This window comes from Burkholderia sp. JP2-270 (assembly GCF_003233675.1).
Lineage (GTDB): Bacteria > Pseudomonadota > Gammaproteobacteria > Burkholderiales > Burkholderiaceae > Burkholderia > Burkholderia pyrrocinia_C.
This window is the reverse complement of the sequence record NZ_CP029824.1, coordinates 1,498,543-1,512,982: the sequence shown is the minus strand read 5'-3', so window position 1 is coordinate 1,512,982 and position 14,440 is coordinate 1,498,543. Positions and strand designations below refer to the sequence as shown.

The 14,440-nt window shown below is 66.9% G+C and carries 15 protein-coding genes; 8 read left to right on the top strand and 7 right to left on the bottom strand.

Features of this window, described 5'->3' with window-relative positions; genetic code table 11:
- Window positions 1–286: 286 nt before the first annotated feature.
- Window positions 287–865 carry a superoxide dismutase [Fe] gene (sodB, locus tag DM992_RS07250; protein WP_011352986.1) on the bottom strand — a complete coding sequence of 193 codons (579 nt, stop codon included), beginning with the start codon at window positions 863–865 and terminating at the stop codon, window positions 287–289.
- Between the two features lie 226 nt (window positions 866–1,091).
- Window positions 1,092–2,474 carry an exodeoxyribonuclease VII large subunit gene (gene xseA, locus DM992_RS07245; RefSeq protein WP_111016258.1) on the bottom strand — a complete coding sequence of 461 codons (1,383 nt, stop codon included), beginning with the start codon at window positions 2,472–2,474 and terminating at the stop codon, window positions 1,092–1,094.
- 450 nt (window positions 2,475–2,924) lie between these two features.
- Between xseA and lpxK the strand changes: the two genes are divergently transcribed.
- The 5 genes from lpxK (at window position 2,925) to DM992_RS07220 (ending at window position 7,015) form a co-directional block, all read left to right on the top strand.
- Complete coding sequence (gene lpxK / locus DM992_RS07240; RefSeq protein ID WP_111016257.1) at window positions 2,925–3,953, top strand: tetraacyldisaccharide 4'-kinase; 1,029 nt, start codon at window positions 2,925–2,927, stop codon at window positions 3,951–3,953.
- Window positions 3,934–4,128 (top strand): Trm112 family protein, encoded by a 195-nt coding sequence (locus tag DM992_RS07235; protein ID WP_010090898.1) that lies wholly within the window; start codon window positions 3,934–3,936, stop codon window positions 4,126–4,128. The genes lpxK and DM992_RS07235 overlap by 20 nt, the downstream gene beginning before the upstream one ends.
- A 125-nt stretch (window positions 4,129–4,253) precedes the next feature.
- Entirely contained in the window at window positions 4,254–5,045 is a 792-nt protein-coding gene (gene kdsB / locus DM992_RS07230; protein ID WP_111016256.1) for a 3-deoxy-manno-octulosonate cytidylyltransferase, read from the top strand.
- 208 nt (window positions 5,046–5,253) lie between these two features.
- Window positions 5,254–5,916, top strand: coding sequence for an adenylate kinase (adk, locus tag DM992_RS07225; RefSeq protein WP_111016255.1), 663 nt, complete (start codon window positions 5,254–5,256; stop codon window positions 5,914–5,916).
- 340 nt (window positions 5,917–6,256) lie between these two features.
- Window positions 6,257–7,015: an SDR family NAD(P)-dependent oxidoreductase gene (locus DM992_RS07220; RefSeq protein ID WP_111016254.1), complete on the top strand. Its 759-nt coding sequence runs from the start codon at window positions 6,257–6,259 to the stop codon at window positions 7,013–7,015.
- Window positions 7,016–7,081: 66 nt separating this feature from the next.
- Here DM992_RS07220 and DM992_RS07215 read toward each other — a convergent pair whose 3' ends face one another.
- Together DM992_RS07215 and murJ are read right to left on the bottom strand one after the other, a co-directional pair.
- Complete coding sequence (locus tag DM992_RS07215; protein WP_111016253.1) at window positions 7,082–7,924, bottom strand: SirB1 family protein; 843 nt, start codon at window positions 7,922–7,924, stop codon at window positions 7,082–7,084.
- Window positions 7,925–7,932: 8 nt separating this feature from the next.
- A complete protein-coding gene (gene murJ, locus DM992_RS07210; protein WP_111016252.1) occupies window positions 7,933–9,483 on the bottom strand; it encodes a murein biosynthesis integral membrane protein MurJ in 1,551 nt (516 codons plus the stop codon).
- Window positions 9,484–9,787: 304 nt separating this feature from the next.
- On the opposite strand from murJ, the gene rpsT reads away from it, so the two are divergent.
- Window positions 9,788–10,060, top strand: coding sequence for a 30S ribosomal protein S20 (rpsT, locus tag DM992_RS07205; RefSeq protein WP_006482211.1), 273 nt, complete (start codon window positions 9,788–9,790; stop codon window positions 10,058–10,060).
- A 165-nt stretch (window positions 10,061–10,225) separates the two neighbouring features.
- On the opposite strand, the gene DM992_RS07200 is transcribed toward rpsT, so the two are convergent.
- Complete coding sequence (locus tag DM992_RS07200; RefSeq protein ID WP_034178852.1) at window positions 10,226–10,546, bottom strand: DUF3579 domain-containing protein; 321 nt, start codon at window positions 10,544–10,546, stop codon at window positions 10,226–10,228.
- Between the two features lie 412 nt (window positions 10,547–10,958).
- Here DM992_RS07200 and argF point away from each other — a divergent pair, with 412 nt between their 5' ends.
- Window positions 10,959–11,888 (top strand): ornithine carbamoyltransferase, encoded by a 930-nt coding sequence (argF, locus tag DM992_RS07190; RefSeq protein ID WP_034178853.1) that lies wholly within the window; start codon window positions 10,959–10,961, stop codon window positions 11,886–11,888.
- 92 nt (window positions 11,889–11,980) lie between these two features.
- Here argF and murB read toward each other — a convergent pair whose 3' ends face one another.
- Complete coding sequence (gene murB, locus DM992_RS07185; protein WP_111016251.1) at window positions 11,981–13,030, bottom strand: UDP-N-acetylmuramate dehydrogenase; 1,050 nt, start codon at window positions 13,028–13,030, stop codon at window positions 11,981–11,983.
- Window positions 13,031–13,166: 136 nt separating this feature from the next.
- On the opposite strand from murB, the gene DM992_RS07180 reads away from it, so the two are divergent.
- Entirely contained in the window at window positions 13,167–13,652 is a 486-nt protein-coding gene (locus tag DM992_RS07180) for a YajQ family cyclic di-GMP-binding protein (RefSeq protein WP_111016250.1), read from the top strand.
- A 76-nt stretch (window positions 13,653–13,728) separates the two neighbouring features.
- Here DM992_RS07180 and plsY read toward each other — a convergent pair whose 3' ends face one another.
- Complete coding sequence (gene plsY / locus DM992_RS07175) at window positions 13,729–14,367, bottom strand: glycerol-3-phosphate 1-O-acyltransferase PlsY (protein ID WP_034178855.1); 639 nt, start codon at window positions 14,365–14,367, stop codon at window positions 13,729–13,731.
- Between the last annotated feature and the right edge of the window lie 73 nt (window positions 14,368–14,440).

The window sequence follows — 14,440 nt, the reverse complement described above, 5'->3', positions numbered from 1 at the left end:
TCGTTCGCGCCAGGTCAACGATGCTCAGATCTAGGCGGTCACCGCCCACTGCTCGCGGCGCGATTGAGATTACTCTCACTGAACCTCAGTTGACGCTGTGGCAGATAACCCGCCTACCGTTAGAAGTCGAGGATACCCAAAAGAGCGAGCATAAAAAGCGGAAAGCCCTCATACCGAGGGCTTTCAATTTCACTACAGTTTCAAAACTTTATTGCACTGTTTAGTCTGAATTTTCCAATCTTTATTGCACTTTCCAGACTATATTGTCACGCTACAGCACCGGACCTTACGCGAAGTTCTTCGCTGCGAAGTCCCAGTTCACGATGTTCCAGAACGCTTCGACGAACTTCGGACGTGCGTTGCGGTAGTCGATGTAGTACGCGTGTTCCCACACGTCGATCGTCAGCAGTGCCTTGTCGGCGGTCGTCAGCGGCGTCGCTGCGTTGCTCGTCGACACGATGTCGAGCGAACCGTCGGCCTTCTTCACCAGCCATGCCCAGCCCGAACCGAACGTGCCGACTGCAGCCTTCGTGAACGCTTCCTTGAATGCGTCGTACGAACCCCACTTCGCGTTGATCGCATCGCCCAGCGCGCCCGTCGGTGCGCCGCCGCCGTTCGGCGACAGGCTGTTCCAGAAGAACGTGTGGTTCCAGATTTGCGCGGCGTTGTTGAAGATGCCGCCCGACGACTTCTTCACGATCTCTTCCAGCGACAGGTTTTCGAATTCCGTGCCCGGGATCAGATTGTTCAGGTTCGTCACATAAGCCTGATGGTGCTTGCCGTAGTGGTACTGGATCGTCTCGAGCGAGATGGTCGGCGCGAGTGCGTCTTCAGCGTACGGGAGCGGCGGGAGCGTATGAGCCATGGCGATTCCTTCGTTGAGTATGTAGGGGGGCTTGTATTGAATGCTGCCGAGCGTCCGATTGTAGGCGAGGACGAATAACCCCGCAAACTCACGGGCCATTTATCCGCGGTATGCGGAAAAGCGACGTTTGCGCAACGTCCGGCAGGACGAACCGGCGATGCGCAGTATCCGTTCCCGCGCGGGACGCGTCCGTTGCGGGACCTTCGTTTCGCTTGCGCCGGTTACGTCAGATCGTATCGGTCAAGCGCGGCTGCACGTCGGCAAGCGACACGTCGGCCGAGCCTTCGGCGAGATGCACGGTCAGGCGCCGCTGCGGCTTCAGCGCATTCGGCGCGCGCACGGCGCGGCCCGTCTGCACATCGATGAGCGCCGCATAGCCGCGCTCGAGCGTACGCTTCGGGCTCAGCACCTCGAGCCGAGCCGCACAGGCTGACACACGCGCCGTGTCGCGCTCGTGACGACGCCGCAATGCGAGCGCGAGACGTTGCGACAGCCCTGCGAGCGCCTGGCGCGCCTGTGACGAATCGGGCCGCGCGCGCTGCCAGCGCAACTGCGCGAGCGCGAAGCGCGCGCGTGCGTCGCGCACCGGCCGCGACGCCGCCGCCGCGAGCCGCGCCGCGAGTTGCTCGACGTGCGTGCGCTGCCGCTGCAGCCGCTCGGCCGGGCTCACGAGCCGACGCGCGAGCCAGTCGAGCTGCTGCGCGCGCTGTTCGAGCCGGCGTTCCATGCCGCGCGCGAGCGCACGCTGGCGCTCGCCGACCTCGCGCAGCAGCAGCGCGCGCTGCGGGCTCGCGAGTTCGGCCGCGCCGGTCGGCGTCGGCGCGCGCACGTCGGCCGCGAAGTCCGCGATCGTGAAATCGGTTTCGTGCCCGACGCCGCTGACGACCGGCAGCTCGCTCGCCGCGATCGCACGCGCCAGCGCTTCGTCGTTGAACGACCACAGATCCTCGATCGAGCCGCCGCCGCGGCAGACCAGCAGCACGTCGACCTCGTGGCGCGTATTCGCGGCCTCGACGGCCGCGACGAGCTTTTCGGCGGAACCGGCACCCTGCACGGGCGCCGGATAGACGATCACCGGAATGTGCGGCGCACGGCGCGCAAGCGTGGTCAGCACGTCACGCAGCGCGGCGGCCTGCAGCGACGTGACGATGCCGATCGCGCGCGGGTGGGCCGGCAGCGGCCGCTTGCGCTCGGGCGCGAAAAGCCCTTCGCCTTCGAGCTGCGCCTTCAGCCGCAGGAACGCCTCGTACAGGCGCCCCTGCCCGGTGCGCCGCACGGCCTCGACGTTGAGCTGCACTTCGCCGCGCGGCTCGTACATCGTGACGACTGCGCGGACCTCGATCCGGTCGCCTTCGCGCGGCGTGAATTCCGCGTATTGGGCGCGGCCGCGGAACATCACGCAGCGCATCTGCGCCTGCTGGTCCTTGATCGAGAAATACCAGTGGCCGCTCGCGGCGCGCGTGAAATTCGATACTTCGCCCGAAATCCACAGCAGCGGAAACGAACGCTCGAGCATCGTCGAAATCGCGCGATTGAGCGCCGAAACGGGAATCACTTCGTCGCCGCCGCGGGTCGCGCCGGGTGCAGCAAAAGGGGAGTCGGAAGGCATGGACGGTCGGATGAATGCTGGCGGCGACACGATAGTCCGACACGCGCGCGGCGTCCAGCGCCGAGCGCATGCGTCGCGGCGCTCGAAAGGTGTCCACATTCTGGCAATCGTCCGCCTGAAACGCTTGGAAACCGCGAAAAAAACCAGACAATTATCGATAACGCGTTGATTTTTATATATTTTTAAACCTTTCGAAATGATTCTCATCCGATTCGATGCCCACCCGGCGGGCGTTTGAGGCCATCGGCCGGGGAGTTCTTCACAGAGTTATCCACAGCCCGCCGCGATCCGGCCCCGCGGGCTGCGTCGGCCGGTCGCGCTTGCCGCGTCCGCATGCGGCGCGCTAGAGTGCCGCCTTCCGCAGACCCCGCGGCATGCGCCGCCCAACGGAGAATCCGCCTTGACGAATCCGTCCCACGCCGCGGCGCACGACGTGCCGCGCCCGGTCCGATGAGCGCGCCCGGCGGCCCGCTCGCCCGGCTCGAAGCGCGCCTGACACGCGAATGGCAGCGGCGCGGCGCGCTCGCTTGGGCGCTCACGCCGTTCGCATGCGTGTTCGGCCTGTGCGCGGCGCTGCGGCGCACCGCTTACGCGCAGGGCTGGAAGAAACCGGTCGACGTCGGCGTGCCCGTCGTCGTGGTCGGCAACGTGACCGTCGGCGGCACCGGCAAGACGCCGACCGTGATCGCACTCGTCGACGCGTTGCGCGCGGCCGGCTTCACGCCCGGCGTCGTGTCGCGCGGCTACGGCGCGAACGTGAAAGCGCCGACCGCCGTCACGCCCGCGTCGCGCGCGAGCGTGGGCGGCGACGAGCCGCTGCTGATCGCGCGCCGCACCGGCGCGCCCGTCTGGGTGTGCCCCGACCGCGTCGCGGCCGCGCAGGCGCTGCGCGCCGCGCATCCGGACGTCGACGTGATCGTCAGCGACGACGGCCTGCAGCACTACCGCCTCGCGCGCACGGTCGAGCTCGTCGTGTTCGACCACCGGCTCGGCGGCAACGGCTTCCTGCTGCCGGCCGGCCCGCTGCGCGAGCCGCTGTCGCGGCACCGCGACGCCACGCTCGTCAACGATCCGTACAGTGGCGCACTGCCGCCGTGGCCCGACACCTACGCGCTCGCGCTCGCGCCGGGCGCCGCATGGCACCTCGACCAGCCCGCGCTGCGCCGCCCGCTGTCGCAGTTCGCGAACGAGCGCGTGCTCGCCGCGGCCGGCATCGGCGCACCGGAACGCTTCTTCGCGACGCTGCGCGCGGCCGGTCTGGCGCCGGCGACGCGCGCGCTGCCCGACCACTACGCGTTCGCCGACAATCCGTTCGTCGACGACGCCGTCGATGCGATCCTGATCACCGAGAAGGATGCAGTAAAATTGGGCGCTTCCTGGCGCGACGCTCGACTCTGGGTCGTCCCTGTCGAAGCCGCGCTCGACCCTCGCCTCATTGCCCTCGTTGTGGAGAAACTCCGTGGACGCTCGCCTGCTTGAAATCCTTGTGTGCCCTATCTGCAAAGGCCCGCTCCACTATGACCGCGCCGCGCAGGAGCTGATCTGCAACGCGGACAAGCTCGCCTACCCGATCCGCGACGGCATCCCCGTGATGCTCGTCGACGAAGCGCGCCAGACCGTCGAAGGCACGCCGGTCGACCCGGCCGGCCGCTAAGCCGCCAGGCCGCTCGACCGGCGCAATCGCCTGAAGGCGACCCGGCCCCGGCCGGTCGCCGAACGCCGCCGGGCGACCGGCGCCGGACGCGCCACCCGCCCCCGTCCCTCTCACCGTTCCCTCCGATGACTCACCCGCAACCCTTCATCGCCGTCATTCCCGCCCGGCTCGCGTCGACGCGCCTCCCGAACAAGCCGCTCGCCGATCTCGGCGGCAAGCCGATGGTCGTGCGCGTCGCCGAGCGCGCGCGCGAGGCGGGCGCGCAGCAGGTGCTCGTCGCATCCGACGCGCAAAGCGTGCTCGACGCGGCGCGCGATCACGGCTTCGAGGCGGTGCTGACGCGTGCCGACCATCCGTCCGGTACCGACCGGCTCGCGGAAGTCGCGGCGACGTTCGGGTGGAGCGACGACACCGTCGTCGTCAACGTGCAGGGCGACGAGCCGCTGATCGACCCCGTGCTCGTGCGCGACGTAGCGTCGCACCTGGCCGTGCATCCGGCCTGCGCGATCGCGACCGCGGCCCACCCGATCCACGACGCGGCCGACGTGTTCAACCCGAACGTCGTGAAGGTCGCGCTCGACGCGCAGAGCATCGCGCTGTACTTCTCTCGCGCGCCGATTCCGTGGAGCCGCGACGCATACCAGCCGCACTGGCCGGACGTCGCGGCGATGCCGGCCCCTGCATTTCCGGTCTACCGGCACATCGGCCTCTATGCGTATCGCGCGCGTTTCCTGCGCACGTATCCGACGCTCGCGCAGGCGCCGATCGAACAGGCCGAGCAGCTCGAACAGCTGCGCGCGCTGTGGCACGGCGAGCGCATCGCAGTGCTGATCACCGAGTCCGCGCCCGAAGCCGGAATCGATACGCCCGCCGATCTCGCGCGCGTGCGGGCCCTTTTTCAGCCGGGTTCAAAATAAGCCGTGGCATAATCAGGCGATTGTGCGAGCCGTCCGCGACCAGCGCGTCCTCGCTTGACCCCACCCGCGGCCCTGCCGGCAGCCGCGCGTCGCCGAAGCCGACGCGCCGCATCAGACCGGTCCGCCGCGCGCCAGGCAAGCCCCGCGCACGTTGTCGCCGGCGCCTTTGCGTCTCGCCACACGAATCTACATACTTGGAGATATCACCATGCGTTTGATCCTGTTGGGCGCGCCCGGCGCGGGAAAGGGCACCCAGGCAAACTTCATCAAGGAAAAGTTCGGCATCCCGCAAATCTCGACGGGCGACATGCTGCGCGCGGCCGTGAAGGCCGGCACGCCGCTCGGCGTCGAGGCGAAGCGCTTCATGGATGAAGGCAAGCTCGTGACGGACGACCTGATCATCGGCCTCGTCAAGGAGCGCCTGAAGGAATCCGATTGCGCGAACGGCTATCTGTTCGACGGCTTCCCGCGCACGATCGCGCAGGCCGACGCGATGAAGGACGCCGGTGTCGCGATCGACTACGTGCTCGAAATCGACGTGCCGTTCTCGGAAATCATCGAGCGCATGAGCGGCCGCCGCACGCACCCGGCATCGGGCCGCACGTACCACATCAAGTTCAACCCGCCGAAGGTCGAGGGCCACGACGACGTGACGGGCGAACCGCTGATCCAGCGCGACGACGACAAGGAAGAAACTGTCAAGAAGCGTCTCGAAGTGTACGAAGCGCAGACCAAGCCGCTGATCAAGTACTACGGCGACTGGGCGCAGCGCGGCGAGGAAAACGGCCTGAAGGCGCCGCAGTATCGCAAGATCTCAGGCCTCGGCAGCGTCGAGGAAATCCGCGAGCGCGCGTTCGACGCACTGAAGTAAGCAGCGCATCGCGCACCGCAAGCCGCCCTTTCCGGGCGGTTTTTTTTCGCCCGGCCGAGATTCGCACGACCGTTCTTGTCTCGCCGCCGCGCCATGGCGCCCCGTACAATCGGTCGGATGCGTGCCCCGCCAACCGGCACGCGGTCTTTCAACCGATCGCTTGGCATCGGACAGCACAACCGCCTTGCATGGGACCTCCCCAAGCGCTAAAGCGCCAAGGGCGGTCGACCGCCTTGCATGGGACCTCCCTAAGCGCTAAAGCGCCAAGGGCGGTCGACCGCCTTGCATGGGACCTCCCTAAGCGCTAAAGCGCCAAGGGCGGTCGACAAAGGAGACAGTCATGGAGATTCGCGGCAACGCCTTTCTGATCACGGGCGGCGCGTCGGGCCTCGGCGCCGGAACGGCACGGATGCTCGCGCAGGCCGGCGGCAAGGTCGTGCTCGCCGACCTGAACGAGGCGGCGGGCGGCGCGCTCGCGACCGAGCTCGGCGGTGAATTCGTGCGCTGCGACGTGTCGAGCGAGGCCGACGCGCAGGCGGCCGTCGACGCGGCAACGCGCGCAGGCACGCTGCGCGGCCTCGTGAACTGCGCGGGCATCGCGCCCGCAGCGAAGACCGTCGGCAAGGACGGCGCGCATCCGCTCGACGTGTTCGCGAAGACGATCAGCGTGAATCTCGTCGGCACGTTCAACATGATCCGGCTCGCAGCCGCCGCAATGGCCGCAACCGCGCCGACCGCGGACGGCGAGCGCGGCGTGATCGTCAGTACCGCGTCGGTCGCCGCATTCGACGGGCAGATCGGCCAGGCCGCGTACGCGGCCTCGAAGGCCGGCGTCGCCGGCATGACGCTGCCGATCGCGCGCGATCTGTCGCGCAGCGGTATCCGCGTGATGACGATCGCGCCCGGTCTGTTCGAGACGCCGATGCTGCTCGGCATGCCGCAGGATGTGCAGGACGCGCTCGGCGCGATGGTGCCGTTCCCGCCGCGGCTCGGCAAACCGGCCGAATACGCGATGCTGGTGCGCCAGATCGTCGAGAATCCGATGCTCAACGGCGAAGTGATCCGCCTCGACGGCGCGATCCGGATGCAGCCGAAGTAAGCGTGCATGCAAAACGCCCGCGATGCGGGCGTTCTTCATTCCAGGTTCCGGCAGTCGCGCGGTGGCTCAGTCCTCGTCGTCGCGCTGCATCCGCTGCCGCAATTCGGTCACCTGCGACTCGACGACGGTCGCATCGTCCGCCTCCGGCCGCTCGCCGAGATACTGCTCGAGATCCTCGAGCGCGGGGCGCAGGTAGTCGAGCCGCGCATACGCGAAACCGCGATCGCGCACCTCGTCGAGCTGCTCGGGCAACAGGATCACGAGCCGCTGCTGCACCGCGAGCAGCCGCTGCCAGCGTTCCGTCTGCAGATAGATCGTCTTCAGGTTGCGCAGCATCCGCGCGATGATCTCGCGGCTCGTCGCGGGCTGCAGCAGCGCACGCAACGCGCTGTCGACCGCGCCGGCCGCGCGCGCGACATACGGCTCGAGCATCTCGACCATCTCGGCTTCCGACAGCGAATGGCCGTTGGTCGGATCGATGATCAGGTCGCCGTCCGGCAGCGTGACGCGCAGCAGGAAATGGCCGGGGAACGATACGCCGCGCGCCGGCACGCCGACCTGCTCGGCGAGCTCCAGATACAGCACCGACAGCGAGATCGGGATCCCGCGCCGCCGTTTCAGCACGGCGTTCAGGTGGCTGTTATCGGGGTCGTAGTAATCGTTGTGATTGCACGTGAAGCCGAGCTCGCGGAAGAAGAAGTCGTTCAGCGCGGCGACGCGGCCTTTCAGGTCCGCATCGTCGGGGAGCCGCCGGCGCAGCCGCGCCGCCAGCATGTCGAGTTCGGCCAGCGTGCCCTGCAGGTCGAGGTCGGGATACGCGTCCTGCGCCAGCGACAGCGCGGTCTCCGTGACGGGCAGGCTGTCGTCGTCCGCCACGAGCGTGCTGAAGTAGTCGAGGACGCGGGTCATAGCGGTCGTCACTTGGCGCGCCTTCTGAAGTAAGCGTATTTGAAGCCCATCACCCACAACATACCGAAATATAGTGCAGCGAACAGCACGAGGCACGCGGCCATCAGCGCGATGCGATCGAGCGGCTGCGTGCGCATCCCGGTCCAGTCGAAGCTGATCGAGAACCAGTGCATCACGCCGGCGAGCACGAGCGTCGCGCCGACGAGCTGCATGAAGAAGCGCAGCCAGCCCGGCGACGGCTGGTAGATGCCGCGCTTGCGCAGCCCGAGGAACAGCAGCAGCGAGTTCAGGCACGCGCCGACGCCGATGCTCAGCGTGAGGCCCGCGTGGCCGATCAGCGGCACGAACACGTAGTTCGAGATCTGCGTGACGATCAGCACGCCGATCGCGATCTTCACGGGCGTCTTGATGTCCTGCTTCGCATAAAAGCCCGGTGCGAGGATCTTGATCAGGATGATGCCGACGAGGCCGATCCCGTAGGTCGCGAGCGCACGCGCGACCATCGTGACGGTATGCGCGTCGAACTTGCCGTAGTTGAAGAGCGTCGCGGTGAGCGGCGTCGCAAAGAAGAACAGCGCGAGCGCGCTCGGCGCCGCGAGCAGGAACGTGACGCGCAGCCCCCAGTCGAGCAGCGCCGAATATTCGGTCGAATCGGCGTCGACGTGCGCCTTCGACAGGCTCGGCAGCAGGATCGTGCCGAGCGCGACGCCGAGCAGCGCGGTCGGGAATTCCATCAGACGATCGGCATAGTTGATCCACGACACGGCGCCCTGCCCGAGCCGCGATGCGATGTTGGTGTTGATGATCAGCGACAGCTGCGCGACCGACACCGCGAACGTCGCGGGCACCATCTTCGCGAGCACTCGCTTCACGCCGGGGTGCCGCAGCGCGCGCAGCGGGTTGAGGCCGATCAGCGGCACCATGTCGATCTTCTTCAGGCCCGGCAACTGCACGAGGAACTGCAGCACGCCGCCCACGATGACGGCCCACGCGAGCGCGAATACCGGCACCTTCAGGTGCGGCGCGACGAACACGGCCGCGGCGATGAACGCGACGTTGAGCAGCACCGGCGCGAACGCAGGCAGCGAGAAGCTCTTGTACGTGTTCAGCACGCCGGACGCGAGCGTCGTCAGCGAGATGAACACGATGTACGGGAACATGATCTGCGTCATCGTGACCGCGAGCGGGAACGCCTGGCCGTCGGTGTGCAGACCAGACGCGACCGCGAACACGACCCACGACGCGCCGGCGATCCCGAGAACCGACAGCACGGCAAGCGCCCACGCAAGCACGGTCGACATCGCGTCGACGAGCGCCTTCGTCGCATCGTGCCCCTGCTGGCTCTTGAACTCGGCGAGGATCGGCACGAACGCCTGCGAGAACGCACCTTCCGCAGAAAGGCGGCGCAGCAGGTTCGGGATGCGGAAGGCGACGTAGAACGCGTCGGTGTATTGACTGGCGCCGAACGCACGGGCGATCAGCGTCTCGCGGGCCAGTCCGGTCACGCGCGACAGCAGCGTGAAGCCGCTGACCGTCAGCAGGGCTCGGAATAGATTCATGGGGCGCTTATTATACGGACGTTGCGTGGCCCGGCCACCGCCCGATGCCGAAAAGCGCGCCCGCCGCCGGCGCCCCGCCCGGCGCGTGTCACATCGATCTTGCCACTCGCTTGATTTTGTTGCTATAATCGCCCGTTTCTGGGCCTGTCCATGTACGGCAACTGCCGTTTCCATGTTCCGGCCTCGGTTAAAATCACCGTTTTTTTATGCGCCCCTGGGCAATCGTTCTCAGGGGACGGATCGAAAAGCAGCGCTTGGCCGTCAGGCTCCAAGCTCTGGAAACAGGACAGGATAAGGAACCGTCATGGCTAACTCCGCACAAGCACGCAAGCGCGCCCGCCAGGCCGCGAAGGCAAACTCGCACAACTCGGCGCTGCGCTCGAAATTCCGTACCGCGATCAAGTCGGTTCGCAAGGCTGTTGAAGCCGGCGACCAGGCAAAGGCTGCCGAGCTGTTCAAGGCTGCCGTGAAGACGATCGACACGATCGCCGACAAGAAGATCGTTCACAAGAACAAGGCCGCTCGCAGCAAGAGCCGCCTCGCCGCAGCCGTCAAGGGCCTGCAGGCAGCAGCGTAAATCCGGTGCGCCCGCTCACGCGGGCGTTCCTGTTTCCTGCGATCGCAAAAAAGCCCGCCTAGGCGGGCTTTTTTGTTGCCTGTCGTCCGGGCATCGGGGCATCGCGCCGACCGACGACAGTCAGGGCGGGCGCACCAGGCGCCCTCGCCCGCCGGCATCACCGCATCACTTCTTCGCGCCGTAGTCCGGCAGCTCGCACGCCTCGGTGACGACGAGGTTGTTGTCCTTCGCGAAATTCAGCACGAAATCGAAAGCCATCGGCTCGATGTCGCGCAGCCGCGAATCGAGGATCACGCATTTCAGGTCGCCGAGCATCGTCGGACGCACGTACAACGAATACTTGAGACGCGCATTCGGCCCGCTCGCCCCCGGCCCGAAACAGGCCATCACACCGGCCAGACGTTCCGACCAGTCGCTCGGGCGAAACTTTTTCCCGTCTTTCGTAATGCCCTGGATAAAGAATTCGGTCGGAGGGGTTTCAGCCATGTGGTTACCCAAGTGACGGCCCGGCGATGCCCAGGCGACGGCGCCTGGATACGCGAACACAAAGCTGGAATGGACGGCGGCACAAGCATTCCGATATCCCGAAAACAGGACGCCGATGCGCGCTGCCGATGTGCCGCACCGGATTTGTGCAGCGCACAGCTTGTGTCCGGCAGAGCGCGAAGAGGCTTGCCTGCCGGGCTGGAGAAAACTTTTGGATTATACCGCAGCGCGCCATCGCGCGTCGTCCCGACGCCCCCTTCCCGTGCCGCCGGTCGCGCGCGGCGATCGCGCCCCGCTTCTCTTCGCGGCTCGTCAAAGCACAGAAAATCCTTTATGCTGCTTTGAGTTATCCACACCCGACGGCGGCGCCGTCCGGCCTCGCTGCCGGGTGAAACCCGCCGTATTTCGCTTCATGACCGCCAAAACCATTCGTCACTACCTGCAGTTCAAGGATTTCTCGCTGGAAGACTACGAGTACGTGCTCGAACGCACGGGTATCCTGAAGCGCAAGTTCAAGAACTACGAAACCTATCACCCGCTGCACGACCGCACGCTCGCGATGATCTTCGAGAAGAGCTCGACGCGCACGCGCCTGTCGTTCGAGGCCGGGATCTTCCAGCTCGGCGGCCACGCCGTCTTCATGAGCACGCGCGACACGCAGCTCGGCCGCGGCGAGCCCGTCGAGGATTCCGCGCAGGTCATCTCGCGGATGGTCGACATCATCATGATCCGCACGTTCGAGCAGGAGGTCATCCAGCGCTTCGCGGAGAACTCCCGCGTGCCGGTGATCAACGGCCTGACGAACGAATACCACCCGTGCCAGGTGCTCGCCGACATCTTCACGTACTACGAGCACCGCGGCCCGATCGCCGGCAAGACCGTCGCGTGGGTCGGCGATGCGAACAACATGCTCTACACGTGGATCGAAGCCGCGCAGATCCTCGGCTTCAAGCTGCGCCTGTCGACGCCGCCCGGCTATGCGCTCGACATGAAGCTCGTGTCGCCCGACAGCGCGCCGTTCTACGAGGTGTTCGACGATCCGAACGAAGCATGCAAGGGCGCCGATCTCGTGACGACCGACGTATGGACGAGCATGGGCTTCGAAGCCGAGAACGAGGCGCGGATGAAGGCGTTCGCCGACTGGTGCGTCGACGAGGAAATGATGGGTCACGCGAACCCGGACGCGCTGTTCATGCACTGCCTGCCCGCTCACCGCGGCGAGGAAGTGACGGCCGGCGTGATCGACGGCCCGCAGAGTGTCGTGTGGGACGAGGCGGAAAACCGCCTGCACGTGCAGAAAGCGCTGATGGAGTTCCTGCTGCTCGGCCGCCTCAAGCACTGATGCGCCGCCGGAATCCGGCAGCAGACGCAAAAAGCGCCGATCGACGATCGGCGCTTTTTGTTTGGGTACGTGAAAACCGGCGCGGATCCGCGCTACAGGCAGACCGGCTCGGCCTCGAGCTCGACGCCGAATTGCTCGCGCACGTCGGCCTGGATCGCCCGTGCCAGCGCGAGCACGTCGGCGCCGGTCGCGCCGCCGCGATTGACGAGCACGAGCGCCTGGCGGTCGTGCACGGCCGCCGCGCCCAGCGCGCGCCCCTTCCAGCCGCAGCGGTCGATCAGCCAGCCGGCCGCGAGCTTCACCTGCCCGTCCGGCTGCGGATACGACACGACATCGGGCGCGCGGGCGCGCAGCGCATCGAACTGCGCGCCGTCGATCACCGGATTCTTGAAGAAACTGCCCGCGTTGCCGAGAACGAGCGGATCGGGCAGCTTCGCGCGGCGGATCGCGACGACCGCGTCGAACACGTCGCGCGGCGTCGCCGCATCGGGCGCGACGCCGCGCGCGTCGAGCTCGCGCGTGACGTCCGCATAGCCGAGCCGCGGCGCCCATTGCCTGGGCAGCCGGAACGTCACCGACACGATCGCGAACCGGCCGCGCCCTTCCCGCTTGAAGAAGCTGTCGCGATAGCCGAACGCGCAGCGCGCGGCGTCGAAGCGCTCGCTGCGCCCCGTAGATAGCTCGACGGCGACCAGCGAGTCGAAATACACCTTCATCTCGAGGCCGTACGCGCCGATGTTCTGGATCGGCGCAGCGCCGACGGTGCCCGGGATCAGCGCGAGGTTCTCGAGGCCCGGCATCCCGTGCTCGAGCGTCCACTCAACGAAGCCGTGCCAGCTCTCGCCGCCGCCGGCCTCGACGTACCATGCGTCGTCGTCCTCGCGCACGACGCGGCGGCCGGCGATTTCGTCGAGCAGCACGACGCCGTCGAAATCGCGCGTGAACACGACATTGCTGCCGCCGCCGAGCACGAGCTGCGGCAGGTTCGCGACGCGCGGGTCGCGATGCAGCGCCTCGAACTGCGACGCATGCGTGATGCGCGCGGCGAAGCGCGCGCTCGCGTCGATGCCGAACGTGTTGTGCGCGGCGAGCGGATGGTCGGGAAGCAGCGACAGGGCGGAATCGTCAGGAGGCATCGGCATTCGCGGTCACGTCCACCCGGGCGGCGCATGGCCGGTCTTGGGCAAACGGAGGGGCATCGGTAAAATGGCAAACAGTCCGCAATTATAGCGAGTGCCCGCGCGCGAGCCGGGTGCCCGCATCTCAAGGGAGAATGCCATGCCATCGTTCGACGTCGTTTCCGAAGCGAACATGATCGAAGTGAAGAACGCCATCGAGCAGTCGAACAAGGAAATTTCGACGCGCTTCGACTTCAAGGGCTCCGACGCGCGCGTCGAGCAGAAGGAACGTGAGTTGACGCTGTTCGCCGACGACGATTTCAAGCTCGACCAGGTCAAGGACGTGCTGATCGGCAAGCTGGCCAAGCGCAACGTCGACGTGCGCTTCCTCGACTACGGCAAGGTCGAGAAGATCGGCGGCGACAAGGTCAAGCAGATCGTCACCGTGAAGAAAGGCGTGACGGGCGATCTCGCGAAGAAGATCGTGCGGCTCGTGAAGGACAGCAAGATCAAGGTGCAGGCGAGCATCCAGGGCGACGCGGTGCGCGTGGCGGGCACGAAGCGCGACGACCTGCAGAGCGTGATCGCGATGCTGCGCAAGGACGTGACCGACACGCCGCTCGACTTCAACAACTTCCGCGACTGATCGCCGGCCGATCCGTCCCTCATCACGCCGGGCCCCGCACACGCGGCGCGCCCGGCACGCGGCAGGCGCCGCTTCCTCAGGCTTTCCCGCCGTCCTGCGCGCCGCCGTCCGCGGCCGCCTTCTTCTTGTCGCCGATCCGGCTCTCCTGCCCTGCGAGCAGCTTCGAAATGTTGCCGCGGTGACGCCACACGAGCAGCACGCTCATCGCGAGCACGGCCCATGCGACCGGGTTGTGGCTCGTGCCGAACAGGAACACGTCGAACACCGGCGCGAACACCGCCGCCACCAGCGCCGCGAGCGACGAATAGCGGAAGAAGAAGGCGACGATCAGCCAGGTCAGCGCGGTCGCGAGCCCGAGCACCGGGTGCACGGCGAGCAGCACGCCGGCCGCGGTCGCGACGCCCTTGCCGCCCTGGAAGCGGAAGAACACCGGATACAGGTGGCCGATGAACACGGCGATCGCGACCCATGCGACCGCGACGTCGGGCAGGCCGAAGCGCCGCGCGAGCCAGACGGCAATCCAGCCCTTGAATGCGTCGCCGACGAGCGTCAGGATCGCGGCTTTCTTGTTGCCGCTGCGCAGCACGTTGGTCGCGCCGGGATTCTTCGACCCGTACGAACGCGGGTCGGCCAGGCCCATCGCGGCGCTGACGACGACGGCGAACGACACCGAGCCGATCAGGTAGGCAACGAGGGCGGCGAGCAGGATCTGCATGCGGAGGACTCTTCTTTCAACGTATCGGTAAAGGGACGGCTGTGCGCGGCAAGCCGAAACGGCGCCCATTCTA